Source organism: Nitrososphaerota archaeon (assembly GCA_029785825.1).
Lineage (GTDB): Archaea > Thermoproteota > Nitrososphaeria > Nitrososphaerales > Gagatemarchaeaceae > UBA183.
Map to the genome: position 1 here is coordinate 973010 of JAFLYY010000001.1, position 25765 is coordinate 998774.

The 25765-nt window shown below is 65.8% G+C and carries 12 protein-coding genes; 3 read left to right on the forward strand and 9 right to left on the reverse strand.

The features are described from left to right. Nucleotides 1-56 precede the first annotated feature (56 nt). Nucleotides 57-1040, forward strand: a complete 984-nt coding sequence (locus JRN21_05225) for an AsnC family transcriptional regulator (GenBank protein ID MDG6988712.1) — start codon at nucleotides 57-59, stop codon at nucleotides 1038-1040. 27 nt (nucleotides 1041-1067) lie between these two features. Here the strand turns inward: JRN21_05225 and JRN21_05230 are convergent, their stop codons facing one another. From JRN21_05230 to JRN21_05245, 4 genes are all read right to left on the reverse strand, one after another. Next, nucleotides 1068-2243 (reverse strand): hypothetical protein, encoded by a 1176-nt coding sequence (locus JRN21_05230; GenBank protein MDG6988713.1) that lies wholly within the window; start codon nucleotides 2241-2243, stop codon nucleotides 1068-1070. An 8-nt stretch (nucleotides 2244-2251) separates the two neighbouring features. Next, the gene (locus tag JRN21_05235; GenBank protein ID MDG6988714.1) at nucleotides 2252-10042 is read right to left on the reverse strand and encodes a hypothetical protein; all 7791 of its coding nucleotides are present in this window, start codon (nucleotides 10040-10042) and stop codon (nucleotides 2252-2254) included. A gap of 130 nt (nucleotides 10043-10172) precedes the next feature. Beyond that, entirely contained in the window at nucleotides 10173-17540 is a 7368-nt protein-coding gene (locus JRN21_05240; protein ID MDG6988715.1) for a hypothetical protein, read from the reverse strand. 168 nt (nucleotides 17541-17708) lie between these two features. Continuing rightward, nucleotides 17709-18698, reverse strand: coding sequence for a hypothetical protein (locus JRN21_05245; protein MDG6988716.1), 990 nt, complete (start codon nucleotides 18696-18698; stop codon nucleotides 17709-17711). 83 nt (nucleotides 18699-18781) lie between these two features. On the opposite strand from JRN21_05245, the gene JRN21_05250 reads away from it, so the two are divergent. Continuing rightward, the gene (locus JRN21_05250; GenBank protein ID MDG6988717.1) at nucleotides 18782-18958 is read left to right on the forward strand and encodes a hypothetical protein; all 177 of its coding nucleotides are present in this window, start codon (nucleotides 18782-18784) and stop codon (nucleotides 18956-18958) included. Here JRN21_05250 and JRN21_05255 read toward each other — a convergent pair. Both JRN21_05255 and JRN21_05260 read right to left on the reverse strand, forming a co-directional pair. After that, a complete protein-coding gene (locus JRN21_05255) occupies nucleotides 18955-19323 on the reverse strand; it encodes a hypothetical protein (GenBank protein MDG6988718.1) in 369 nt (122 codons plus the stop codon). The two genes, JRN21_05250 and JRN21_05255, sit on opposite strands and share 4 nt — an antisense overlap. Nucleotides 19324-19641: 318 nt before the next feature. Then, complete coding sequence (locus JRN21_05260) at nucleotides 19642-20895, reverse strand: ATP-binding protein (protein MDG6988719.1); 1254 nt, start codon at nucleotides 20893-20895, stop codon at nucleotides 19642-19644. 283 nt (nucleotides 20896-21178) lie between these two features. Here JRN21_05260 and JRN21_05265 point away from each other — a divergent pair, with 283 nt between their 5' ends. Then, complete coding sequence (locus JRN21_05265) at nucleotides 21179-21784, forward strand: hypothetical protein (protein ID MDG6988720.1); 606 nt, start codon at nucleotides 21179-21181, stop codon at nucleotides 21782-21784. Nucleotides 21785-22023: 239 nt separating this feature from the next. On the opposite strand, the gene JRN21_05270 is transcribed toward JRN21_05265, so the two are convergent. The 3 genes from JRN21_05270 to JRN21_05280 are packed head-to-tail and all read right to left on the reverse strand — an operon-like array spanning nucleotide 22024 to nucleotide 25765. Continuing rightward, entirely contained in the window at nucleotides 22024-23376 is a 1353-nt protein-coding gene (locus JRN21_05270; protein ID MDG6988721.1) for an FAD-binding oxidoreductase, read from the reverse strand. Further along, on the reverse strand, nucleotides 23319-24710 hold the full coding sequence (locus tag JRN21_05275; GenBank protein MDG6988722.1) for a hypothetical protein: 1392 nt from the start codon (nucleotides 24708-24710) through the stop codon (nucleotides 23319-23321). The genes JRN21_05270 and JRN21_05275 overlap by 58 nt, the downstream gene beginning before the upstream one ends. Continuing rightward, nucleotides 24707-25765 (reverse strand): FAD-dependent oxidoreductase, encoded by a 1059-nt coding sequence (locus JRN21_05280; protein MDG6988723.1) that lies wholly within the window; start codon nucleotides 25763-25765, stop codon nucleotides 24707-24709. The genes JRN21_05275 and JRN21_05280 overlap by 4 nt, the downstream gene beginning before the upstream one ends.

Sequence of the window (25765 nt, forward strand, 5' to 3'; positions counted from 1 at the left end):
GGAAAACGACAGACAAACCCTTAGATATGCAATTTAGGCGGACGGTTATACAAGAATTGGACAGGGTGGACGTTGCGATCCTCCGTTGGTTCCTGCAGGGACATCAGACGGCCCCCTTCCGGCCCGAGGTCCGCCCGAACATCAGCATCCTGTCGAAGAGGCTGGGGGTGTCAGCAGAGACGGTCAGGAACAGGATGCGCAGGTTGTTCGAGACAGGCGTCCTGAACGGGGTGGTGGGCCAGCCGAACCCGGAAGTCCTGGGGCTGCAGATAGCCGCCCTCGGGATCCAGGTCCCTCCGGAGACGTCGAGGCACAAGCTGGCGAGGAGCCTGGCGCTCGTGGAGGGGATGCAGATAGTCGCCACCCACCTCGACGGGATGATAGGGCTGGTGTTCTTCCACGAGGGAGGGGCGTCTCTGGAGAGGAAGCTGAAGCTGGTGAAGACGATGTCGGGGGCGACGGAGGCGATGTTCACCGAGGTGGTCTTCCCCCCATGCGACCTTGAGCTGAAGAGGGCGGACTGGGAGATACTCGCGGCGCTGAGGCCGGACGCATCGCAGTCATATCACGAGCTGGCGAAGAAGACGAGGCTGTCGGCGAGGACGGTCAAGAGGCGGCTGGACAGGATGGTGTCAGGGATGGCGCTGTTCACCATGGCGCTCCACGAGACGAGGGCCGTCAGCGGGAGCCTGGAGGCGAACGTCGTGGTGCAGTACGAGCCGGGGGCGGACCGCTCGGCCGCGGACGGGGCGATAATGAAGGTCCTGGAAGACAACCTGTTCTACGCCGGGGTGTGGGCCAGGTACAGCGTCTACGCCATCAGCATTCCCAACCTCGTCGCCGCGGAAGAGGCGGAGAGGAAGCTGATGCAGATACGCGGAGTGAAGGACGCGAAGGCGAGCATAATCGAAGAGAGGCTGGAGCTATACGACTCGCTGGACCAGGTGATCTCCTCGAAGCTCAGGGGCCCTGGGTCGGAGAGTCGGCCCCCGGCGCGCAGCGTCGCCGTGGTTCAGAGGGCGAGGAAGAGGCCGCGGTAGGGTCCCGCCCTGCGTACGGGGGCGCGTTCAGCTCCACCAGCGCCGTCTCCTTCTGATCGCGAAGACGGCGGCCAGAAGGACGGCCACCGCAACCGCGACGGCAGCCAGGACGTAGAAGCCGTATCCTGTGAGGAGGGAGCCGAGGCCCGGCTGGGATGTCCCCCCGGCGGCGGACGACGGCTGGCCGGAATGGGAGCTAGTCGCGGTCCCGCTCGAAGCAGCCGCGGCCAGGGAGCCGATGGCCACCGGGGTCCCCCCGAGGGCCGACAGAGGTATCGTCCCGCAGACGGTGGTCCCGGACGCGGTGGTCCCGGACGCCTGGACCCAGCCGGCTCCGTTCCAGTACAGTATCTCAGTCTGGGCGTCGACCCCGACGCTCGTGACGCAGAAGCGGAGCTCCCCGGCCGAACTGCTGTTGGAGCGGAGGTCGACCACGCCGACGAGGCTGGAGAAGGCGAGCGGGGAGGTCCCTGCGAGCGAGACCTGGGCAGGGGTGCCCGGAGACGGGGGCTGCAGGACGGCGACAGTCAGGGTCAGCCCCTTCCCTTCGATGGAGGACGCGCCCGTCACTTCCAGGGCGATCCCGCCCACCGCGTCGTTGACGGTCACGTTGACGCTCCCGGAGCTGGAGACCACGGCGGTGACCGTGACGGGAGCAGAGGAAGTGGTGGACCCGGCGGACGAGGTGGTGGACGCGGCTGAGCCCGTAGGCGTGGTAGACGCGGCGGTGGCCGATATCGCAGGCGCCCCGGTGGAGGTGGTCGTAGTCGACGCGGTCGTCGTCGTCGTCTCGTTGACCGAGTAGCTGAAAGTCGTGGTCGCGTGGTAGGCCGGTCCGGAGGTGGAGGGCGCCCAGGTCGCGTCGACCGCGTACTGTCCGTCGGTCCAGCTCGCCCCGCCCGCGGCGAAGGAGACGGTGTAGTTTCCCGTCGTCCCGTCTACCTGGGCTTCGGCGGCCCGCGCGAGCTCACCCTGGGGGTTGTAGACCGAGATCGAGACGCTGGTCCCCGCCCCGGGCGCGGGCAAGACCGAGCCCACGACCACCACCTGCTGGGAGCCGTAGTAGCTCGGAGAGTTGGTCTGCACGGTGAGCCTGTACGTCTTGGCCCATGCGGGACCCGCCGCCACCAGCGCCCCGGACCCCATGAGCAGGAGAAGCAGGAGGGTGAGGGCCTCTGTCCTCGCCCTTCTTGCCTTGGCCACGTCGGGCCCTACTTTGCGCGCCTTCTAACTATGAGGGTCGCGATCGCTATCAGCACGAATGCGACCGCCACCCCTCCGATGATCAGCCAGTTGGTGGCAGGCGGAGGAGGAGACGCCGAGGAGCTGCTCGAAGAGGTCGGCGTGGTCGAGCGCTGCTGGGTGGCCGAGGTAGACGTCGTGGTCGTAGCGCTGGCGGTCTGGCTCGTCCTGGTCGTGATCGTGGTGGTAGTAGTGGTAGTCGTCGAGACCGCGTAGAAGCCCGCGGTGACCGTGCCGGGGCCGGCGACCGTCGCGGAGGTGGACGGGGAGCTCGGGGTGGCCACCGTTATGTTGCTTGTCGCAGACCACTCGCTGAACCCGAACCCGGACGCGGGGGTCGCCTGTATGGAGATGGCGGAGCCGGCTGGAACCCAGACCGAGCCGGACGGGGCGGTCGAGCCGCTCCCGGCGGGGGTGACCGCCATGGTGACCAGGTACTGCTCCGAGAAGCTCACGGACACCGTGCCGATGCCAGTCACGTCCACCGTCCCCGAGGAGGAGGCGGGCGCGTACTGCGCCCCGGAGTAGACAGGGACGGCTGCCACCGTCCAGCTGGCTGTCCCCAGGGGGAGGTTGGAGAAGACGATCTGTGAAGTGGTCGAGCTCTGAGTCGTACCGTTGAGCGTCGCGGACCACAGGGTGCCTGTCGGCAGGCCGGACTCTGCGAAGGTCACCTGGCCGGTCGCGGGGGAGGTGCCGCTCCCACCCGATGAAGCGGGTTGGGCGACGAGGATCTGGGTCCCTGTCAGGGCCGCGACCGGCACGTCCCCGCAGATGGTGTCGGTCGCGAGGGTGACCGTGACGTTCGCGGCCGCCGCCCAGGCGCCTGTGCTGGAGTCGTAGTAGTACATCTCTGAGGTCGACGAGAGGTGCCCAGCCAGGGCGGCGTCTGTATCGCAGATGGCCGCGGTCCCGGTGTTCACGTTGGAGATCTTGACGTCGAAGTAGAGCAGCGACGACCCTCCGTAGGGGACCGCTGGGAGCCCTGGCAGGTACAGCGACGAATAGAGGTAGCTGTCCACGGAGGCGGTCACCGACGGCGAGGTGCCCGTGACCGAGACGACTATGCCGTTGATGGCCGCCGAGTCGGCCACGAATGACCCGCCGCTCCCTGTCCCCTCGGAGAGGAGGGCCACTGTCGAGCCATCAGCCTGGGGGGCGCTCGCACCGGGCACCACCTGGAATGGGACGGAGACGGTCTTGAACGTCGAGGTGGAGGTCCCGAAGCCTATCTCCACCGACCAGGTCCCGTTGACGTCCGGCGTGAAGGCGGGCGAGGCCGCGAACCCCGCGGAGACGGCCGCCTGGGCGGTGGACACCGTCTCCCCCGCCGGATTGACCCAGCTGAAGGTGGCAACCGACGCGAGGGGGTCGGTGGTGGTGGCGTTGGCCGCCAGGGACTCTCCCAGGGTGATCGTACCGCCTGGGGCGCTGGTCTCGCCGGAGTACTGCAGGCTCCCGAGGACCTTCGCGGAGGTGGTGTATGTCGAGACCATGGTCACGTTGGCGTAGCTCTCCACCGTCTTCCCCACGAGCACCCCGTAGGTCTCTCCCGCCACCAGCGGGGAGCTGGGGACGAACCTGAACTCGGTGGCCAGGTGCTCCCCGGTCGGGGCGAGCTGGAGGTCCACAGGGACCACGGTGCCCGTGACGTTGGAGCCCCCGAGCTCCACGAAGATCGAGGCGGCGGAGCTGAACCTGACGTACCTGCTGAACTGCACCTGCACGTAAGACGACCCGTTGATGTTCACCGCCGAGACCCCGGTCACCGTCGGCGGGGCGAGGGAGACCATGCCTATGTTGAGCCCCGTGGCCGGCGGAGGCACGTCGAGTATCTCTGTCTGGGCGGTCACGTACCCTGGGAGGGTGAACACCACCTTCCAGTACCCCTCGGGGACGTACCAGCCGTACTGGCCGAGGGCGTTGGTCAGCTCGTTGTTCTGCTGCGCGTACGCCGCCGCGTCCCAGGGGACCCAGCTCCCCCCGACCAGCTGGTAGATGGTCGCGGTGACCCCCTCGAGCCTGTTGCTGGTGACGGCCTCGTAGACGTAGCCGCTCGGGTCGTAGACCCAGGTGGGGTTGGCCACCTCCGTGGTCTGGCCGTTGAAAGTGACGTAGATCGCTCCCAGCCCTCCGTAGCTGCAGTAGTCCAGGGTGGCGGTGTAGAGCCCGTCCGACCCCAGGGTCGCGATGGCCGATCCTGCCCCGGTTATGGTCACGTTCACGCCGAAGGCGTACGCCGGGTTGGTGATGTTCAGGGTCACGGTGATGGGCATGCAGGGGACGACGACGTAGGGGAACAGGACCACCCCCTGGCTGGCGTTGAACTCCACGAGCCTCCCGTCGGTCTGCTGCATCGACCAGCTGACCAGGGCTGGGATGTAGGTGTCGTAGAGGACCATGGCGTTGCCCGACCGCTCGGTGACCCCGGAGGCGAGCTTGGCCACGGCGTACAGGGTGTGGTTGCTGGGGTCGCCGCTCGCCACGAGGGTGACGGACGCGCTCCAGTAGCCGCCCTGCGGGACCGTGAGGGAGCCGACCGAGCTGTTGCCGTCGTAGATCTGCAGCGCGCTCCCCGGCGGACCCTGCCCGGACACGGGGACGGTGGTCGTCTCGACCTGCGAGGGCGCCACTATGCTGATGTGGACCACGGTGACCGTGGTCGCGCCCACCAGCTCCTGGGTCGTGGCCCCCGACAGGGTGTAGTTGATGAACAGTATCGGCCGGAACGAGGTCCCGTTCCCGATGGCCGAGGTCACGGTGAGGGTGTACCTCAGGACCCCCGAGGCCCCTGGGGCGAGGCTCCCGAGCTGCACGGCGTAATCTCCCCCGGACAGCGTGCTGCTCGCCGACGCCCCGTTGAGCAGGATGCTGGCGGTGTCGAGGGAGGTCCCGCCTGGGACCTGGATGAGGAGCTCGGCGTTGGTGAGGGTCGAGGTCCCTGAGTACGCGTAGGACCCCCTCATCTGGACCTCGCTCCCCACTGTCGTCACCGTCGGTGAGGCGACCAGGGAGTTGCCGGGCCGGTCGGTGAAGAGCCCTGCCGGGTAGACGGACATGTTCCCGACGCTGTCAAGCTCCCCTGACGCCACGGTGGTGGTCACGGTCCCGGTGAGCGTCCCGCTGGTGAGGTAGGCGAGGTACTCGCCGGGCTCGGGGACCGAGAAGTAGAAGGCGGAGGACGAGTTGGATATCGAGCCGACGAATGTGCTCAAGCCGCTGGTCGAGTTGTAGAAGTACATCGCGGCGGTCCACCCGGAGGTCACGAGCGAGTCCGTGGCGACGTCCACCACCGTCCCCGAGATCACCCCCGGCTGGATCAGCTTGAGGGTCACGGTGGCGCCCACGGTGCTGTTGGTCACCGTGCTGACGCACTCGTTCGGGAGGTTGGCCTCGGTCCCGGTGATGCAGACGGTGAACGCCTCCCCGGGCTCCGCGACCACCGGGAGGGAGTTGTTGACCCAGTTGGCGTACGGGCCGAAGATGGCGCCGGTCGAGGACTGGGCGTACAGGTCGAAGTGGACAGCCACCCGCCAGTCGATGGGGAGCGGGCCCTCGAGCTGGCCTCCCACGTACTGCGTGTAGAGGTTGACGTGGATGTAGCCGTTCAGAAGCGGGACCACGGCGAAGTTTTCGGTGAGGTTCTGCAGCGCCGACAGCGCGAAGTTCGCGCTCGCCTGGTTGAAGGTGTTGTCGGGGCTGCTGACGACGAGGGTGACGTTCCCGGCAGGGAGGGTGAGGGCGTAGTAGCCTGTCGAGTTGGTCTGGGTCTCGAAGGAGCCCAGGCTGTCCAGGGCGTTGGTCGAGCTCACGACGCCGGCGGCCACGATGGCCGAGCCCACCGCCGTCCCGTTGGTGTAGGTGACCCTGCCGCTGACGTACCCGACCTGGAGTGTCTGCAAGGCGATCGTCTGGAAGTCGTTCCCGGCCGTGGTGGAGAAGTTGGCGGGCGCGAACGGCTGGTAGATCGTGCCCGAGGTCTGGACGTTGACCGTGACCGTCAGCCCCGTGGCCACGTCGAACGGCATGGTCCAGCCGGTGGAGTTGGTGAAGCTGCTGTCGAAGTACTCCCCGTTCACGGTGAAGGTCACGAGGAGGTCGGGGGCGGCCTTCCCGTTCTGGTCCTTCAGCTGGACCGCGAAGTAGCTGGTCGAGAAGGAGAGCGCCTGGCTGACGCCGGCGCTCGTGACCGTGATCGTCCCCGAGGCGGGGGTGACGGAGGAAGCGAGGGGTTCGCATGAGCCGGCGTAGAACGAGTACGTCCCTGTCGGGACGTAGAACTGCGAGGTGGTGGAGTAGCTGTACTGCGTGACGTTCGCCCCGCCCTCCGTGAGCGTGGACTCCCAGCAGGTGTACGGGGCGAGCCCGGTCTCAGAGAACGTGACCGCGTACTGCTGGATGAAGGCGATGCTGACAGGCGAGGGGTTGCTCCCGCTGACCGTCACCGACCCGGAGGCGGGCGAGGGGACGAAGCTCGAGTTGTCGGAGTAGACGTAGTAGGGGTAGGTGCCGCTGGGGACCCTGAACTCTATGGACCCCCCGACCGAGCTGTTGAACTGCCCGTTGAGGTAGACGTACCAGTACTGGCCCGAGGGGAGGGTCGACTGGGTGAACAGGACGACGTAGGTCGGGGTGAAGGTTACGTTGACAGTCTGGGGCCCGTTGACGAAGACCGAGCCGCTGGCGGGGGAGGCGCTGTAGGTGGGGCCGACCTCGACCGAAAAGACGTCGTAGGCGCCGCTTGCCGCCGATATCACTATGGAGGTACCCGTGGTGGACTCGAAGCCGTAGGACGTCTGGACCCCCCAGGTCTGCCCCGAGGCCAGGCCCGTCTCGGTGAATGTGACCGGGTAGTACTTCACGAAGGCTACGGCCACGGTCGCGGCCCCGTTGTAGACGAACACGTACCCTGTCACCGGGCCGTACCCCGGAGAGGTCGCGTTGTAGAAGTACTCGCCGTTGGGCTCCCTGAAGGTGACCTTGGACGTGGTCGAGGCGTTGCTCCCCGTTCCCAGGGCCACCGTCCAGCTCGTCCCCGAGGGGAGGCCCGTTTCGTCGAAGACCACGGCGTAGACGCGTGTGAACGTCAGGGGGACCGTGGCGTTGGCGCCTGCGACCGTGACGGACCCGGAAGTCGGGGACACGACGTAGCCGCTGACGTGGGGGACGGTGAACTGGTAGGTGCCGTTGACCTCGTTGAAGGCGAGCGAAGCCGCGGTGGACGAGGCCGTCGTCCCGTTCAGGTCGACGCTCCAGAGGGTCCCCGACGCGAGCCCGGTCTCAGAGAACGTGACGAGGTACTTCAGCGGCGCGAAGGCCAGGGAGACCCCGGCCGGGGCCTCGTTCACCGTCACCGTCCCCGACGAGGGGGTGACGAAGTACCCCTCGGCCGAGGCGGTGAAGGAATAGACCCCGTTGACCTCGAGGAAGGTGACGGCCGCGCCTGTGGACGAGTTGGTCACCCCGTTCAGCGTGACGCTCCACGTGGCGCCCGTCTGCAGGCCGGACTCTGTGAACGTCACCAGGTACTTCGCGGCGATCACGGTCAGCCTCAGGGCGGTCGAGTTGGTCCCTCCGCCTCCGCTGGCGGCCACGGCGAACGAGTATGTCCCCGGGACGACCCCCTTCGATGCCGTGAGGGTGAGGACGGTGCTGCAGCTCGGGGTGCATGAGGCGGGGGAGAACGACGGGGTCACCCCGGTGGGGAGCCCGCTCGCAGCGAACGCGACCGCCACCGCCGTCCCCGAGATGAGGGTCAGGGTGATCTGCGTCGTGTTGGTGAACCCCTGGACGACAGAGAGGGCCGGAGGCGCGGCGGAGATGTCGAACTTGAACGGGGTCACAGTCAGGGTGTACTTCGTGGAGTTGGAGAACCCCCCTCCGGCGGCGGTCACCGTCAGGGAGTAGACCCCGGGGGGCGTCGTCGTCGCGGTCGAGACGGTCAGCGTGGAAGAGCAGGACGGAGAGCAGGACGTCGGGGAGAAGGCGGCGGTAGCCCCCGAGGGGAGGCCTGACGCGGAGAACGTGACCGGGACCGCGGTCCCGGACTTCAGCACCAGGGCGACGGCGGTCGTGGCCGACTGGCCGGGCTTCACCGAGCCGGACGACGGGGTGGCCGAGACGTCGAACCTGTATGGGACGAGGGTGAGGGCGAACGTGGTCGAGTTCGACCCGGTCCCCCCGGCGGCCTTCACGGTCACCGTGAAAGTCCCAGTCGCGGCGGTAGTCGACGCGGTTATCGTCATGGTCGAGCTGCACGTGGGGGTGCAGGAGGCAGGCGAGAAGGAGGCGGTCGCCCCCGAGGGGAGCCCGGAGACCGAGAAGGTGGCCGCCACGGGGGTCCCGGAGGTGAGCGTGAGCGTGACGGTGGCCTTCAGCGACTGGCCCTGCGTCAGCGTCCCTGAAGGAGGGGCGACGGCGATGTCGAACCTGAAGGGTATCACTGTGAGGGTGTAGGTGGTCGAGTTCACCGCGCCCCCGCCTGAGGCCGTCACCGTGACCGTGTAGGTCCCCGGCGCGACAGAGGCGGAGAGGGCGATGGTGAGGGTGGAGGAGCAGGTCGGCGCGCAGGAGGTCGGGTTGAAGGCGGCCGTGGCGCCCGTCGGGAGCCCGGAAGCGGAGAACGTCAGGGTGGGCGGGGCCCCCGAGGTGAGGGTGAGCGTGACGGTCGAGGTTGTCGACTGGCCCGGCTTGACCGACCCCGAGGACGGAGACAGGGAGATGTCGAACTTGAACGCGGTCACCGACAGGTCGTAGGTGGAGGAGTTTGTGACGCCGTCCCCTGTCGCGGACACGGTCAACGTGTACGAGCCTGGGACGATGGCGGAAGTGGTGGTTATGGTGAGCGTGGAGGAGCATGTGATGGTGCAGGAGGAGGGGGAGAAGGACGCGCTTGCGCCGCTGGGGAGCGCAGAGACCGCGAAAGAGACGGAGGTCGGGTTCCCGGACGTCTGGGTCACGGTGACCCCCGTGCTCACCGACTTGCCGGGGATGACCGAGCCCGTCTTGGGGGTGAGGGAGACGTCGAACCTGACCGGGATCGTGGTCACGGTCAGAGCGTAGGTCACCTGCTCGGAGGCGGTGGAAGCGGTCCCTGAGACGGTCACCGAGTAGGTCCCTGCGGCCGTGGTCTGTGTCGTCGATATCGTCATCGTCGAGGTGCAGCTGGGGGAGCAGGAGGGGTTGGAGAAGGCGGCGGTCGCCCCCGAGGGGAGGCCTGACGCGGAGAACGTGACCGGCTCGGTGATGCCGGCGCTGAGCCCCAGCACCACGGTGCTATTGACTGAGCTCCCCTGCTGGACGGACCCCGAGGAGGAGCTCAGCGACATCGTGAAGGAGAACGGGGGAGGGGCGGTGGCGCTGTAGTTGAAGAGGGCGCTGGCGTGATACACCGTCCCGGTGACGGACGGCGACCAGGTGGCGTTGACAGAGTAGAGCCCCGTGACCCAGTTGGTGCCTCCAGCGGAGAAGCTGTAGTTGTAGTCCCCGGCGGCGTCCAGGGGAGGGGCCGCCGTCCTGACCAGGGTCTTGGTCGGGTTGTAGACCGACAGGGTGACGCTGGTCCCTGACGCGGGGGCCGGGGTGACCGACCCGTTGAGGGACACGAGGTCGGAGCAACAGTAGAAGGTGGCGCCGGGGACGACGGTCAGCGCGTAGGTGGTGGCGGGGGTCGGCAGGTACACCGCCGACGCGAAGCTCGAGGGGGCGAGGAGGATCAGCGCGAACAGCGCGAGCCATCGGTGGAAGGCAGGGGACCTCAATCTGTCCGACGCCCTCCGTGGCCGTCGAAGGCGGGACTGCGGCGCACCGAGGCGCGGTCGCGAAGAAGGAGGACGGAGGACGCGGCGGCCCCTGGTGCGGGAGCTGGACGCGTTGGCTTCAACTTGGCGGTCACCCTACGACGACCGTGACGGTGGTGGACAGGGAGACGGGGACGTCGCTGAGCGTGGTTACGAACGAGGTTATCGTATAGGTCCCGGGGGCAAGCGTCTGGACGCCGAGGTAGACGGAGCCGCTCCCGAAGGAGTTCAGGCTCAGGGAGACGGCGACGACCTGCACCTCCTGGCCGGTGGTGGCGTTGTCGACCTCGAAGAACACGATGGCGGGGAGATTGTAGAGGAGCTGGTTCGAGTACGTGACGTTCAGGTAGTTCGAGCCCGCGAGGACCGTCTCTGCGGGGGTCCCCAGCGTGACGAAGGACTGGTCGAGGGCGGGCGGAGAGTAGACGTTGACCTTGTCGTTGTTGCAGTTGTTGTTGGCGTAGTTGTTGTTAGCCCCGTTCTGCAGGTAGATGCAGATCTGGTTGTAGGCGATGTCGTTGTTCGTCGCCGTGTTGTTCGCAGTGTCGATGAACCCTATCCCGGCCTCGTCGTTCTGGATGTTCGAGCCGGATATCATGTTCCCGGCGGCCGAGGACCCGTTGATCGCGACCCCGAAGCCGACTGCTGGGGAGGCGACGCCGGTCCCTCCGATGCTCCCGCCCTGGACCGTGTTGTTGCTCGAGTCGGTGATGAACACCCCGGCCGCCTGCTCGCACCCCGCCGAGGGGTTGCACGCCCAGCCGTTGCCGTAGGCGCTGTAGTTGAAGACCTTGTCTCCCTGGGTCCCGCCTGCCAGCTCGATGCCGTTCATCCCGTTGTACGCAGACATCCCGGCGGTGATGGTGTCGTTGCCTCCGGGACCTGAGACCAGGATGCCGTCGTTTGAGTTCTTGAACGTCTGGGTGCCGGTGAAGACGTTGGTCCCCGTCGACCCCGTCACCTCTATCCCGTTGTTCCCGTTGCCGGCGGCCTGGTCTCCCGCGAACCCCACGTCGAAGCCGCTGAGGGCCCCCTGGAACTTCGACGCGTTGAGGAGGAACCCGTCGTTGCCGTTCCCGGGGACCTGGAGGGAAGGACCCACGCAGACGTAGGGCCCGCAGAGCCCGAAAGACATGCCGCCTGCGTAGCTAATGGCCACCTTGCCGCCCTGGGCGCCGTTTAACGCGACGCCGTTGCCCAGGTTGGCCCCTGAGGTGTCGAAGGCCGATATGGAGTAGTTCACGTTGTTGTACTGGAATCCGTCAGAGCCCCCGAAGACAGCGAGGTTGCCGAAGCTCAGCACCCCCTGCTCGTCGGTGAAGCCGATCCCCGGCCCGGTCCCCGAGGTGGCGTTCCCGTTGAAGTATGCGGAAGAGCCAGCGACCACAGACGTGAAGTTGCAGTTGCACCCCGTCTTGTCGTAGAAGGGCGGGAAGTTCACCAGGGTGTTCCCTGGGGCCTGCTGGTTCAGCAGTATCCCGCCGTCCGGGTTCCCGAAGGCGACCGCGCCTGTGACGCTGACCACCGACGAGTCCGCCTGGAACCCGACTCCGTTCCCCAGTGCGAAGTCCCCTTGGGAGAGCACCACGGAGTTGTTGGTCGCGAGGACCCCCACCCCGTCGGAGTACACCATGTTGCTGCCGAGGAAGACGCCGGAGCAGCTGGCGACCGGGCACGGGAACGGCCCGTTCAGGTTCTGGCCCTGGCCGTCGACCGCTATCCCTGCCCCGTCGTAGGAGGCGGTGTTGGAGAACACGTAGACCGGGCCGCCTGTGTCTGCCCCTGTCACGTTGACCCCGGCCAGGCGGTTCCCGACGGCGATGTCGCCGGCGACGAAGGCCCCGACAGCCTGCGGGTCCTGGACGAATATCCCGTTGGCCCCGTTCCCGTAGGACTGGTCGTTGACCACGGCGACGCCCGTGCCGTCGTTCCCGAGGATGCCGAAGCCGTCCTTGCCGTTGAGCAGCGCGACGTCGTTCGCCAGCGCCGAGGAGCCTCCCGTGGGCGGGAAGTTGAGGAGGGCGAAGCCGTCCTTGCCGTTGCCTACGCTCAGGATAGACCCCACCGTGGCGCTGCTGTTCTGGAAGACTCCGTCCCCGGCGTTCGACAGCGCGTAGTCGACGACTACCATCGGAGAGGTCGCGTAGGGGGTGTTCAGGGTGATGCCGTTTCCGCTGCTCCCCTGCACCCAGTTGTCGACGATGACGTACGAGGAGCTGTAGTTCCCGGAGAGGGAGATCGACGTGGTGTTGAGCCCGGCGATGACATAGGGGTTGGATGCCGAGCCGTTGCCTCCGACCACGCCGTTGGCGCTCGTGAACCCTGAGGAGTTCGTTATGCTGACTGGCGCGTGCGTCGGCAGCGTCACGAAGAACGAGGTCGCCCCGCTCCCCGCGTCCCCTGCTCCGTCATACCCCCCTATGCTGACCGAGTAGTTCCCCGCGACAGCGTACGGCTGCGAGAGCACAGGCGCCTCGGAGGGGTTGACCCAGGTCCCCGTGGCGGAGTCGTAGGTGAGCTGGAGGTAGTAGCCGCCGAAGCTCGCCCCGTCGGCTCCTATCGAGACTTCGGCCGCGACGCTCCCCGTGGTCACGGGCGCGCCGTTCGGATATGACAGCCTTGCTGAGATCAGCTCGCCGTTGCCCACGTTCGCGCTGGCGGAGACCCTGGCGCTGCTCGTCGAGCCGGTGACGGTCAGGGAGCTGGGCGCGACCCTTACGACCGTCGAGAATTCACCGGAGTATCCGTTGACGGTGTCCCCCTGCACCGTGACGGTGTAGAATCCCGACGGCATGCCGGCGACCGTCTGGAAGGTCCCGGACCAGAGCCCGGTGAGGAAGTCGAACGTCAGAGGCACCGTGCCGAGGACATTCCCGCCCCCTGAGACGACGGCGCTGAAGTTCCCGCTCATGGCCCCCGTGGACGCGTAGATGCTGATGGGGTCCCCTACGACGTAGGAGGGGCTGTCCGTGAACGGGAAGACGTCGAGGCCCACGTTGAGCCAGAAGTAGGCGCTCCCCTGGTTGCCGGAGGAGTCGGTCCCGCCCACCGTCATCACCCAGGGCCCCTGGCCGGGGTTCGACGGGATGTTGAAGGTCCCGACCCACATGCACCCGGGGGCGCCGGAGAAGTTCAGCCCGCACTGGTAGGAGAGGGGGACGCTCCCTTCGGAGGGGCCCGAGGGGGTACCGAGGTTGAAGGTGGCGGTGAAGGTGCCGCTGGTCACCTCGGTTCCGTCGGGCGCTGTGACTACGGCGGCGACCGGGACAGACTGGCCTGGGAGCCAGTAGGGGTAGAGGGGTGAGAAGACCGTGACCCCGTCCCCGACCGAGGCGGTGGCGTACCCCGCGCCGGACTGGGTGCCGTTGACCGCGTCCACCGTCACGGACCATTCGCCTGGAGCGGCGGTGCTGTTCACCGGGAAGCGGCCCGACCACTGGCCTGTCGTGGAGTTGAACGAAAGAGGGAGGCCGGTGACGTACGGCTTACCGTTGGGAAGGGTGACGGTCGCGGTGACTGTCCCCGTACCCACTGTGACGGAGCCTGAGAGGCCCTTGGCCGTGACGCTGGCCGTGACCTCGACGGTCGAGCCGTAGGGGACCGACTGCGCGGGGTTCTGGATGAGGCTCGACGACTGCAGCGCGACAGGGGAGTAGTACATCGTGTTGTACCAGTCTCCCACCCACTGGTTGTTGAAGAGGCCCTTGACGTAGGGCTGGGCGAAGATGTAGGTCCCGTTAGGGATGGGGGTCCAGACGAAGATCTGGTTCTGAGCCGCCATGCTGTAGAGGGTGGAGTCGCAGGTGGAGGCCGCCGTCGGGGTGGGCGGGAAGATGCAGGCGTTGACCTCGGCCTGGACCGTGGAGTTGTCGAAGTATCCGTTGTACGGCGACGGGGACATCAGCGGGTTGAAGACGCTCTCGCCGAAGGGATACTGGAAGTCGGCTCCCCAGCCAAAGCCCATGAAGTTAGGGAAGGTCGAGGGGGACGACATGAGCTGGCCGTAGTAGGAGGAGTTCACCCCCACCGCCGTGACGTTGATCCCGAACACCCCGAGGCTGCTCTGCAGCGTGGAGTAGGTGTTCCCCTGCAGCGGAGGGACGTAGTAGTAGGGGATGCTGGCGAGCAGGGTGCCGCTCGAGTCCCCGATCGACGACCCTGCGAGGACAGAAGTGCCGTTCGAAAGCGTGAAGGTGGTGGGGACTTCGATGTAGAAGTTCCCCTGGTAGCCGGCGGCCTCGAAGTAATCGTATGCCGCCGTCGTGTTCTGCGCGGGGATGGGGAGCCCTCCGGGGTTGTAGGAGGAGCCGTCTCCGGGGACCAGCGGCCCCAGGAACTCGCTCCCGTATGGAGTGCCCTGGAAGTAGTTGGGGGCGTTGAGCGCCGTGTAGTTCAGGGCGTCGGCGACCCCCTTCCGGAAGTCGGCGATGTTCAGGGGGAGGGCGTGAGAGTTCATCGCGAGGAAGAGCGCGAAGTCAAAGGGGCCCAGGTTCCGCAGTATCTGGTCGAACGAGAAGTAATCTTTCAAGTAGCCGTTGTACATGTTACCCCAGTTGCTAATCGGCGCCGCAGACAGCTGCGCCTGGTTGGTCCCGAAGTCGTTGAACGCCTGCGACAAGTTGCTCCACGGGCTGATGACGACCTCCGGAATCATGGCCTGGCCGAGGACAGTTCCCTTCAGGCTCGGGTCGCCGCTCCCCCAGTAGTTGGGGTTGGCGACCAGGACGATGGGAGTGAGCCCGGGCCCCACCGACTGTACCATGTAGGGCCCTGTTCCGGGGCCTCCGTTGCTGTTGAACCAGCCGTTCTCGGTGTTGTTCTGCACCCCTCCGTGGGCGTCGACGTAGGCAGGGTCGACGATCTGGGCCCCGGTGAACCCGCTCCAGAACTGGGGGGCGAAGGTCCCCAGGGCGCCGAGGTACTTGGCCTCGAAGGTGCTGGAGTTGTAAGCGACCAGGGCCTGGCTGGGGTAGCTCATTATGGAGTCATAGGTGGCGTTGGTCGGGTCGAAGTTGGAGAGCATGTTGTCGAAGAACTTCACGGCGATGTTGCAGCTGGCCTGCGTGTCGAGGTTCGCCGGCTCTCCGGTCACCGCGGCGATGGCGTTCCTCGCTCCCCAGGGGAAGGCGGCGCCGCAGCTGCTGAAGGAGTAGGAGCCCGAGCCCAGCGGTGCGCCGGCGGTCAGGTTGTAGAGGACCTGGTTCCAGTTGAACGGCGCGATGCCCGACGGCGCGTTCTCGTAGAGTAGCCGCGCGATGGAGAACCATGCGTCGTAGGCCGACAGCTTGCTCCCGTCGGAGAAGGTGACGTTGCTCCTGATCTGGAAGACGGTGTAGTTGGACCCCGTGGTGTAGCTGCTCGCCAGGGCGGGGACGAACTGGGTCCCCGAGGTACCGTTCATCTCGACGAGGTCCTGGAAGACGGCGTTGAGATAACTAACATCCTGGCCGTAGAAGGCGGTGGCAGGGTCGAGGGAGTCAGGGGCGGAACCCGTCGACTCGTCTACGAGGACATTGGGGTTGGACGGGCCGTAGCTCCCGCCGACCAGGTCCAGCCCGGCCTGGACGGAGAGCTGCGAGGAACCTGACTTCGACAGGATCTGGGACAGCTCGCCCACGTTGGGGGATCCGATCCCTGTCAGGGGGTCCCAGCCGGTCCCGGCCTGGTAGGGGTTGTTGTTCCCGACGGTGACGTCGTGGAACGCCTTCGCGTACTCTGCCGGATTGTTCAGGATGGAATACAGCGTCGGGTTGATGTAGCCCAGGGGGTGGGCTGCAGCCTGGTCGATGAGCGCCATGGAAGCTGCCCACGACGGGGAGCCGACGCTCGTCCCGCCGACGATGTAGCCGCACATGCCCTTACCGCAGGAAACGTCCACCGCGACCCCCGTCTGGACGTCAGCATCCCAGGCGACGTCGGGCGCGCCCCTGGCGCCGTTGGCTGTGACCCCGGGCCCGCTCTGCCATGCGGGCTGGCTGAACAGGGTGCTGTAGCCGCCGCCCGTCCCCCAGCCGTAGAGGTTGTTCCAGCTCCAGGCCGTCTCGGTCCCATAGCCGCCGGTCGCGTTCATGAACGGCGGGCTGAGGTATCCAGAGGTGGTGTTCATGTAAAGGGTCGTCCCCCCGACCCCGGTCACGTACGGGTCGGTCGAGGGATAGATCGCTCCTCCGTACGGGGAGGTCTGCCCGAAGGCCTGGTCGTAGGCTCCCCAGTCCCCGCTGGCGGCAAAGACGGTGATCCCCTGGGCGGCCGCCTGCTGCATCACCTGGTCGAGCCACGGGTAGTTCTCCCCGAAGACCGGGGCCACTGCGGCGGAGGAAGCGATGTCGTTCTCGGGGATCCCCCAGCTGTTGGAGATGATGTTGTTGGAGGTGGGGCTTCCGTAGGAGTTGACCGCGGCCTCCTCGGCGTCATAGAGCGCCTGCGCGTTGTTCGAGCCGATGTACAGGTTGATCTTGGCTCCGGGGGCGAGGGCGTGCGCCCACTCCACGTCGAGCGCGATCTCGACGTTCCAGCCAGTCACTATGCCCATTGTCATGTTGCACGGGCCGTCGATGCATATCGTGTTCACAGACGTGGTAGGGATGCCGAACTGCTGGCTGAAGTTGTTGAGCTCGTCCTGGATGTACGGGTCGCCGTAGGCGTCCACGATGGCGATAGTCACCCCGGTCCCGTTGATGTTGCGGTTGTACAGCGAGGTGAGGTTGTAGCTCTGGGCGATCTCCGAAGGAGAATAGGCGAAGAAGTTCCCGGGGGTCTGGCCGGGGTTCTCGTAGCTCTGATAGAGGGTCCTGTAGAGCGGGACAGCCCCGTGCGCCTGACCGGACGACTGCCAGTTGTCCATGCCGTAGATCATCAGGAGGTTTCCGAACTGGTCGGGGAGCTTCGCCTGCGAAGACGCAGAGTAGAAGCTAGCCCCTTTGTACTGGTAGTCCTGTATCTGGGTCTTGAGCGCCTGGTCGAACTCGCTCACCGAGCCGTGGGCCTGCAGGACGAACTGGTCCGGGTTGAGGCTGACGCTGCCAGGGGAGACCTGCCCGCCCGTCGTCACGGTGATGCCGTACTGCGCCAGATACGACTGGAGCTGTGCGAGCTCGCCGGCGTCCGGACCGAAGAGCGTGTCGTACTGCTGCGCGGTGAGGTACTTGTGGTAGTAAGGAGAACCTGGGTCGTTCATCTGCGCCAGGAACTCGTCGAGCTGCTTGACGTTCGTCGCAGGGAGGACGAAGCTCACGCTCATGTTCGCTGTCGGGGCGGTCAGCCCGACCTCCTTGGCGTAGCTCAGGACGGACGGGAGCTGCGTGGTGATCGTCGCGTAGGAGTTGGACCCTCCGCCAGACGCGAAGCTGACGAGGACCAAGGCGTTCGAAAAACCGGTCACTGACAGCAGGACGAGCGCGAGCAGAGCGGCCAGCTTCCTGCTAGAGCCACGCGAGCGATGACGTGGGCGGTGACTCATCAGTTAGGGGACCTCACTGATGTATCGCCCGTGTATCAAATATGACACATATTTGAGCATTAGGTGCCTCGGCGAACTGCGCGATTAGGATAGAGAATCACATGTTTTCCTGAGGCCGAGACTGCATGTTTTCTAAGAAACCGAGCGCTGTCGTCGTCCGGCAGACCATCAGAGGTAGACTGCTGCCGCTATGGCGAGCAGAGAGAAGACCAAAGGCAGCGGGAGCGCGGGGAGGGCCTCGTGACTCCCCGAGTGGAGGAGGGCGAGGGTCAGGGAGAACCCCGCTACGACTGCGACGGAGGCCATCAGGCCGGCGGCAGGGCTGAACAGGAAGCCCATCGAAGCCATCAGGGAGTAGAAGAACAGGTCGCCGAACCCTATCCCGGTCCCGCCCACGCTGACCAAGAACATCCGCTCCAGCCTGTCGGGCATAGCCGAGACAGCTTTGGCGAGCGGGCCCCTCAGTACCGCGAATGCGTCCCAGGCTGCGTAGGCGATGGGGAGGAGGATGAGCGTAGTCAGAGGGAGGTAGATCGCGCAGGCGACCGCAAGGCCTGCGGTCAGGTACGAGCCGAAGAGGAAGGAGAGCGCAGGAGGGGCCTTCCCGGCGGCGGAGAGGACGTAGACGGCCCAGAGCACGCAGGGGACGAGCGCCGCCAGAAAAGGTCCGAGGGGTCCCAGCGACAGGAGCCCCACCGCCACCCCTCCGTAGCCGAGGCCCGCTGATATGGGCAACCAGAGCCTCCCTCTGTGCCCCCTCAGCAGCAGATAGGCCAGCAGGAACGTGGCGACGGCCGTCAGAGCTACGAAGGCGAGGCCGGAGGCGGCCAGGCCGCCGGGCGAGGGACCCAGCGGCTTGACCTGGTAGGGAGTGGAGGCGCCGCCGAGCACCACGTGGGTGATGTTGGAAGCGGTCCCCAGGCCCTGGACCTGGACGACGGCTGCGAGCGGACGGTTGATGTAGAAGAGGAAGAAGGCGAAGAGAAGCTGGGCCGCGACGTAGGCTGTGGGGAACAGCAAGCCTCCCCGGGCCTCCGGCGGGTCTGAGGTGGCGCGACCGGCGGGGGAAGAGGTCATGTGCGAGAGCGGGCCCGAGGGCCTGTCTGCGGCGGGGGCGGTCGGCGCTTTCAGCCTGATGTGCAAGGCGATGCACACCAATGTGACATGTTTTCTATGTTTTCGGAATCTGGGGTTCATCCTGCTTATAATCGGCCCGCGTAGAGGACGAGGAGGAACGAGATTTGAGCAACAAGAAGACGGACGGATACAGGACGATACGCATCCAGGATGCGATCTATGCCGAGATCGAAAAGATGACGAAGGAAGAGGACTCGTTCTACAGGAGCGTCTCCGAGTTCGTGCACGAATCACTCCGGATCAGGCTGCAGGAGATCCGGCAGGGTAGAAAGAAGAGCTAGGCGCAGCCGTCGGCGTCGGCCGTGGCCTGGATTCCCTGTGCGACGATTATGCTGATGAAGGAGTCCAGCGAAATGTCCTTCTGGCTAGCATAGCTCTTGCAGAACTTCATCAGCTCCGCCGGCAGATGGACCACGAGGTCCCCCCCAACGCCCTTGTTGCGAGCTTGGTCTGGAGTCTCCTTCCGGCGGGGCGCTCTGGCTGCGGCGAAGGCGCTTGACGGCGCGAAGTATGGGAGATGGTCGTAGGGCCTCCTGTGGACCAGAAGCTGCGAAGTGCCCAGGCTGAAGGATAGTACCAGCATAAGCGCTAGCGAGACAGCCTTGGTTGAGCGTTTGGGTCCGCCCGCGGTCTCCTGCGCATGCAACTGCGCGTCGGCTCGCGTCCGAAGGCTGACTATATAACGCTGCTTTGCCGGAAGGGCACGGCGTGACGCGACGCCTCGACTGACGCCGGCATCGGCGTTCGTCACCTAGCGCTGGGCGGCGCGCTCAGGTCCATACGACAGGGACAGGAAGGCCGAGCTTGCGGCGACGCGGCCGAGGCGATCGGCCCGACGGACACAAGGGAGGAGCTCGCCAGGGCTCCTGCCGAGTAGGACACTTTCCGCCTCGCCAAGGTCATCGTCGAAACGCGCCCTGGCCCGTTTCTGCGTGCCGCCATGATGCCATAGAGCTGGAGCCTTTCAGAGGAGCGCGAACTCCCAGGCGGGAATCGCTTCCGCTCCTTCGACCGCTCCGCGCTCCATCGTGACGAGCAGCTTCCGCTTGACCCTCCCGTCGAACTTCCTGTCGAAGAGCCTGAGCTGCCTGGCGTCGGTCCCTCTTTCCTTCACCTCGACGGCCGTAAGTCCCTCCCCTTCTGGGAGGACGAAGTCCACTTCAAAGCCGTCTCTGTAGAAGAACCTCGCGTCGGTCTTGACGAGCACGAAGTTCTCGAGGAGCTTCGCAGGGTTCTCCTGACCGGAGGCCAGAGCCAGGTCCGGGGTCCCGAGATAGACCTTCTTCGCCTTTCGGGCGCTGGCCACGGGGCTCCCTCTATAGTTGTAGACCGATCTCGTGAGAAGGCCGTATTCTAGGTATCCGAAGTAGTCGGAGACGACCCGCTGATCCCTTCCGAGGTTCTTCGAGACCTCTCTGTAGTTCGTTATCGCCCCCGGGTTCGCAGCCACGATATAGAAGAGCGCCCTCAGAAGTTCGACGTCCCGGAGCCCGAACTCAGACGGCAGGTCCCGGTAGATCACCCTCTCGACTATGCCTTCCCTGATGTAGTTCCTGGCGCGCTCTTCGTCCTCCTCACCGACCAGCTCAGGGAATGAGCCATATCTGAGGTACCTATGGAAGAGCGGGGCCAGATCCCTGTCCCAGAGCCTGGGGTTCATCTTGATGTCTCTCACCGCCTTCCCCGAAAGCTCAAGGAACTCCTCGAATGAGAGCGGTCCGACCAGAAGAGAGAGCATCCTCCCAGCCATGCTCTCCCTCGACCTCCTGCGGAGGGGGACCGACGCGGACCCGGTCAGGACGAACTTCAAGTTGGGGTATAGGTCGTAGTGCAACTTGACTTTGTCCTCCCAGTCCTCTGCCTTCTGGATCTCGTCGAAGAAAATGTAGATGCGGCCGGCCGAGGACTCGAAGGCCCTGTTCAACACCACCCTCTGGTAGGCGTCAAGCACCGCGTCGATGCTCGACGGGGCTTCGTCGAACGAGAAGTAGAGGATGCTCTTAGGGCTCGTCCCGCTCCTGAGGAGCTTGTCGATCAGCTGGTAGATCAGGACCGTCTTGCCCATCCTTCTCATCCCCCAGATGAGGGTCGCCTGCCGCCTTTCGAGCTCCTTCTCCGCAGCGTAGTACGCCTTCCTTCTGAACCGCTCGAGAAGCGCTTCCCTCACTTTCCCTGTGGTCCACCAGGGGTTGAACCGGGCGAGTTCCGAGGACTCCATTCCGTAGCAGTTTGATGCTATAACTACTTAAAAGTTATGATGGTATGATGTCATAACTTCGGACATTTCCGTCTGTCCGTTCCGGCCCCCCATCGCCATGTAGTGACTTGTCACCCCCGCATGGCTTGCCCCTGAGAGTCGTTCTCGATCTGCCGGCAAACCAACGCTCAACCCCGGCCCGGGGCACCTTACGCTAGGACTCGATCCGCTTCGAGCCACAGAGCGGAGAGTAGCGCGCCCGTGTATCGGGTCCACCACACCTCAGCCGGGAGCGTCCGGCCCCTTGGCTCGCATTGAGAACTCGAGGATTTGTGTGACCGGAGGTCGGCGGGGGCTAGCCGCGGCCAAAGGGCTCTTCCCACAGGCGCAGATGCTCCGCGCGGGAGCGGAGGAGCACGACAAGCTCATGGCGTACGCGCTTTCACTCACCCACCTGGTGAACGCTGCCTTCGTCTCGACCCTGGCCGAGGGGATTGGGGTCGAGCGGTTCGAGGGGGTTGCGCCCCCGCTGGGGGCGACTCGGTTGGATCTGGGCAAGGCCGTACTTTCGCAAGATCCGTCGCTACTTTCCCAGACACAGACCGACGACCCCCTCGTGTCTGGAGTTCTGTCCCCGGTCATCGCCGAGCTCCAGAGGTTGGCGAGGGCGGTGACGAAGGAGGATGTGGCCGGCCTTGAAGAGAAGTCCGCTTCGCTCGCGGGGGAGTTTCCTAGAGGCGAACTCGAAAGGGCCCTTCGTGGCGTGTACCCGGTTGCTGATGTGGCGCCAGTCAGCAGGGGCGGCTTTCGCCTTGGTAAGAAGGACCTCAAGCGCCTCGAGAACGCGGGACCTCGGCCAGTCCCGACGCCGCACGGCGGCCACGACGGCGGTTACGGCAATCGCGGGTAGCCTTGAGGCGACAAAGACCACCCGGCTCCACACAAGAGGAAGCCGTGGAAACGACGCGGGAAACGGTGAGAGTGACCTTTCGTCCACGGCGACTTGACGCTGTCGAACCCCAGAACCAGCGACGCTGACATCCGGTTCTCACAAAGGTCTGCCGTGGGCGGGACGCGGACCTGCATCTGTGGGTTCAGATTCATTCAGGGAAGGCGCTGGCCGGGCGGCCGGGGCCGGAAGACACGCCCCTAGATCAGCCGGTCCGGGCTCATTGTCCCCTTGGGGTCTATCGCTTCTTTGATGCTCCTCAGGAGGCTCACCGGCATCTCGTCCTTCGCGTAGATCTTCTTCAGGATGCCCACCCCGTGATGGTGCGATATCGTGGCGTCGTGAGCCCTGGCGACCTTCGCCATCTTTTCCCAGGCGGCCCAATACGTCTCCTTTCTCGGCTCGAGAAGCAGCGTGAAGTAGACGCAGGCGCCCTGGTCGTACAGGTGAGAGACGTGAGCCCCGACCCCCGCCACGCCCTTGACTTCGCTGAGGGTCCCGGCCGCGTCCGAGTACGTCTCGAAGACCCTGCTCCACATGCAAGCCACCTCGATCGTCTCCAGGGTGTACCCCATCTTACGCACCGAGTCGATCTGCTCCTTGAAATTGAACCTCTTCTCGAGCCACCTGTCGACCATGGAAGGGTCGAGGGCGGTGCCGTCCTGCCCGAGGAGGGCAGAGACCTCCGCTCTGACAGCTTCGAGGACCGGCTTCGACCTGAAGTGGTACACCAGGAGCAGGGTGCAGGCCCGCTCTTCGAACTGGAAGAGCGACTCGACCTCGTTGTAGGCCCTGCAGACTGCGGGCCTGACGTCCAGCTCCAGCAGCGACTTCGAGGCGTTGATGGCTGACTCGAACGATCCGAACCGGTAGGCGGCCTTCCAGACGTGGGTGGGCTGCTTGCGTATCTTCAGCTCCGCGGCTTCTACTATGCCAAAGGCCCCCTCGGCGCCGAGGAATAGCCCGGCCAGGTCAGGGCCTGCAGAGGACCTTGGCGCCTCGCGCTTGCGGGTCCAGACGGCCTCCCCCGAGGGCAGGACGACTTCGAGCCTGAGCACCGCATCCTCGATCCCGCCGTAGAGGGTGCTGTACTGTCCGGTGCCGAGGGTCGAGACGAAGCCGCCTATCGTGGCCAGCTCGAAGGACTGCGGGAACTGCGAGAGGGTGAAGCCCTTCGCGTTCAGCTTACGTTCGAGCGCGCTCAGCCTCACCCCCGCCTGGACGGTGACGGTCCTGTTCGCCTCGTCCAAGTCCAGGATCTGGTCCAACCCGCTCATGTCGACCACCACTCCGCCCGAAGGAATGGAAGCGCCTGTCACCGAGCTCCCTCCTGCGTGGACGAAGAGAGAGACCCCTTCTGCGTCAGCGAACCTCACCAGCGCAGCCAGCTCGTCCGAGTTCGCCGGTCTGACGGCTGCGGCTGCCGTTCCGCCTGCGCCTTCGTCGATCCAGAGCAGCGGCCACCAGTCGCTCAGGTACTTCTTGACGTCTCTGGTCACTCGGCCAGGAAGGAGTCCCTCGAGCTCCTGAACGACCCTATCAGCCGCTTCCACTTTTCGTAGTCATCCTCCTGTTTCGTGCCGCCACTGCCGCTAAAAACCTCTGTCTTGTCCCTGACTTTGACGAGCTCGTCCAGGGTGCCTCTGCCGAGCGTGACCATCTGAAGGATGGCGACCCCCCTGGAAGTGGCCTCCGTGTCGGCCTGCCTCTCCACCGGGACCCCCGCGGCCCCCGAGGTCCTTCGCATCAGCTGGTCCGACTTCGACAGGCCGCCGTCAGCCCTCAGCAGCCTGACCCTTTCCTGCGACTGCTCCAGCACCAGCCTGACGTGGAAGGCGATGGATTTCAGCAGGCCTGAAGCGATCGCCTTGCGGTCTGACCCGAGCTCGAGACCCGCGATCACCCCCTTCGCGTAAGGGATGCGCGGCACCTGCAGCCCCGAGAGGGCGGGGACGAAGATGACGCCGCCGTCGTCTTCGACCTCGAGGTCGGCGTAGTCCCTGATGAGCCCGGCCGTGAGCATCATGTCGACCGCCCTGCCTGTGGTCGGAAGGTACCCCTCGACCCCGAACCAGACCTTCCCCCGGTGCTTGAGGAGGACCACGGGTATGAGATCGCCTCTCCTCCTGAACCCGTCCGTGGGCACGTCGACGAAGGTCCCCGTCCCGTTGGTCACCTTGGCCACCCCCTGGACGGTCGCCCCCTCGGCCACGCTGGCGGCTTGCTGGTCGGCGACAAGCGCGTTCAGCTCCAGTCCCCCGCAGGAGCCGATGCGCTCCGTGTTCTCGACCAGCTCGGGGACGGTCATCTTCAGCCTGAAGAGGCTCTTCACGGCCCCTATCTCCTGCATCTTCCTGGGGTCGACGACGCCCGTGAGGCAGGCGTTGGTGGCGTCGGAGACGAACCTTCCGGTGAGCCTGTAAGCGAGGTAGGCGTCGATCGTCCACTGCATGGCTCCCTCCGGGAGAGAAGGATTCAGCTCCCGAAGCCTCAGAAACTTCATCACGGGCGAGTAGGGGGATATGATGAGGTCGAAGGGGGGCACCCTCCCCGCGAGCCTGACAGCCAGCGGCAGCCTCCTGTAGGTCGAGACGACGCTCCTGTCGGTCCATGTCACGATTGGCGTGAGCGGAGTCCCCTCCCGATCCCACGCGACGGTGGAGGCCCTGTATGTCGCCAGACCCGCCGACCTGGCGCCCAGCTCCCTCCCCCTCTCGATGAGGTGCTTCACGGCGCGGTAGAGCTCGTCGGCGTCCTGTAGGCCCTCGGCGCTCACGGGGACGGTCGCGCCCTCGGAGTGCCTCAGGTGCAGCTCGGAGTCGTAGACGTTCAGTTTGATTTTGGTCGTGCCGACGTCGACGCAAGCGTACAGCTCATCCCCGTTCATGGCTGGGCCTCCGGGAGCATCTGCTCGACGAGCTCGGCTATGGCGGGGGCGGCGGTGAGGCCGGGCGATTCGATGCCGACCAGGTTGACCGTCCTCTTCGGTCCGTCGAGGTCGATGACGAAGTCTCTTGTGGGGGAGAGGGGCCTGACTCCTGCGTAGGCCCTGACGAACGCCCCTTCCCTCTTCAGGAGGGGGCTGAACTTCGTGCGGAGCGCCTCCAAGTCCTCCTCGGTGTAGGCTCTTTCCGCCTCGGACCCCGCTATCCTGAGAGTGGGGCCGACTATCGTGGTGCCGTCTGTGGCCGGGATGATGGCGCCGCCTTTGGTCCTCGTGCCCAGGGCCACGGGGAGCGGCGCGACTATGCTGTGCAGCTGCAACCCCGAATAGACCGCCATCACGCCGAGACCGGGCAGGTGCCGCCCCAGGGGGGACCCGAGCATCTCCGCCACCTCGTCGGAGCGAAGACCCGCGGCGTTCACCACGAACGCTGCCGCGATCTCGCCTCCGGTCGTCTTGAGCAGGACCTCTCCTTCCCCTCGTTCGACGGCCACCAGTTCGGAGCCGAACTTGAACACGGCGCCAAGCCCCTCCGCCGCCTGCTTCAGGCGGGAGACGAGGGAAGTGACGTCGACAGTTCCGTAGCCGTGCACCACTATCCCCGCCGTCACGCTGTCCGAGAGCTCATCCTCGACCTTCCTCAGGCTGCCTCCACGCATGAGCTGCGTCCTGAACTCCCCCTTGAGGCTCAGCTTGAGGTAGAGGTACGCTGCGAAGAGGACGGGGAGCCTCGACCACCCCGTGACCACGAGGACGGCGGGCATCCGGTCCAGCCTTACCCCCAGCTCGGCGCAGAGCGCGTCGTACATCTTGTTCCCCTTCCGCGCGAGCTTGCTTTTTGTGGAGCTGAACGGGAGCTGGACCACATGGATGACGTTCGCCTGGCCGGCTGTGACGCCCGCGCCAGGACCCGCCTCCTTCTCTATGACGACCACCCGCCTGCCTGCCTTCGAGAGCCTGTGCGCTATGGTGAGCCCCACTACCCCTGCCCCGATCAC

What these genes read in the sequence shown, in the direction of transcription:
- JRN21_05240 (MDG6988715.1), bottom strand. Translation starts at nt 17,540, where the DNA reads ATGAGTCACCGCCCACGTCATCGCTCGCGTGGCTCTAGCAGGAAGCTG.
- JRN21_05275 (MDG6988722.1), bottom strand. Translation starts at nt 24,710, where the DNA reads ATGAACGGGGATGAGCTGTACGCTTGCGTCGACGTCGGCACGACCAAA.
- JRN21_05260 (MDG6988719.1), bottom strand. Translation starts at nt 20,895, where the DNA reads ATGGAGTCCTCGGAACTCGCCCGGTTCAACCCCTGGTGGACCACAGGG.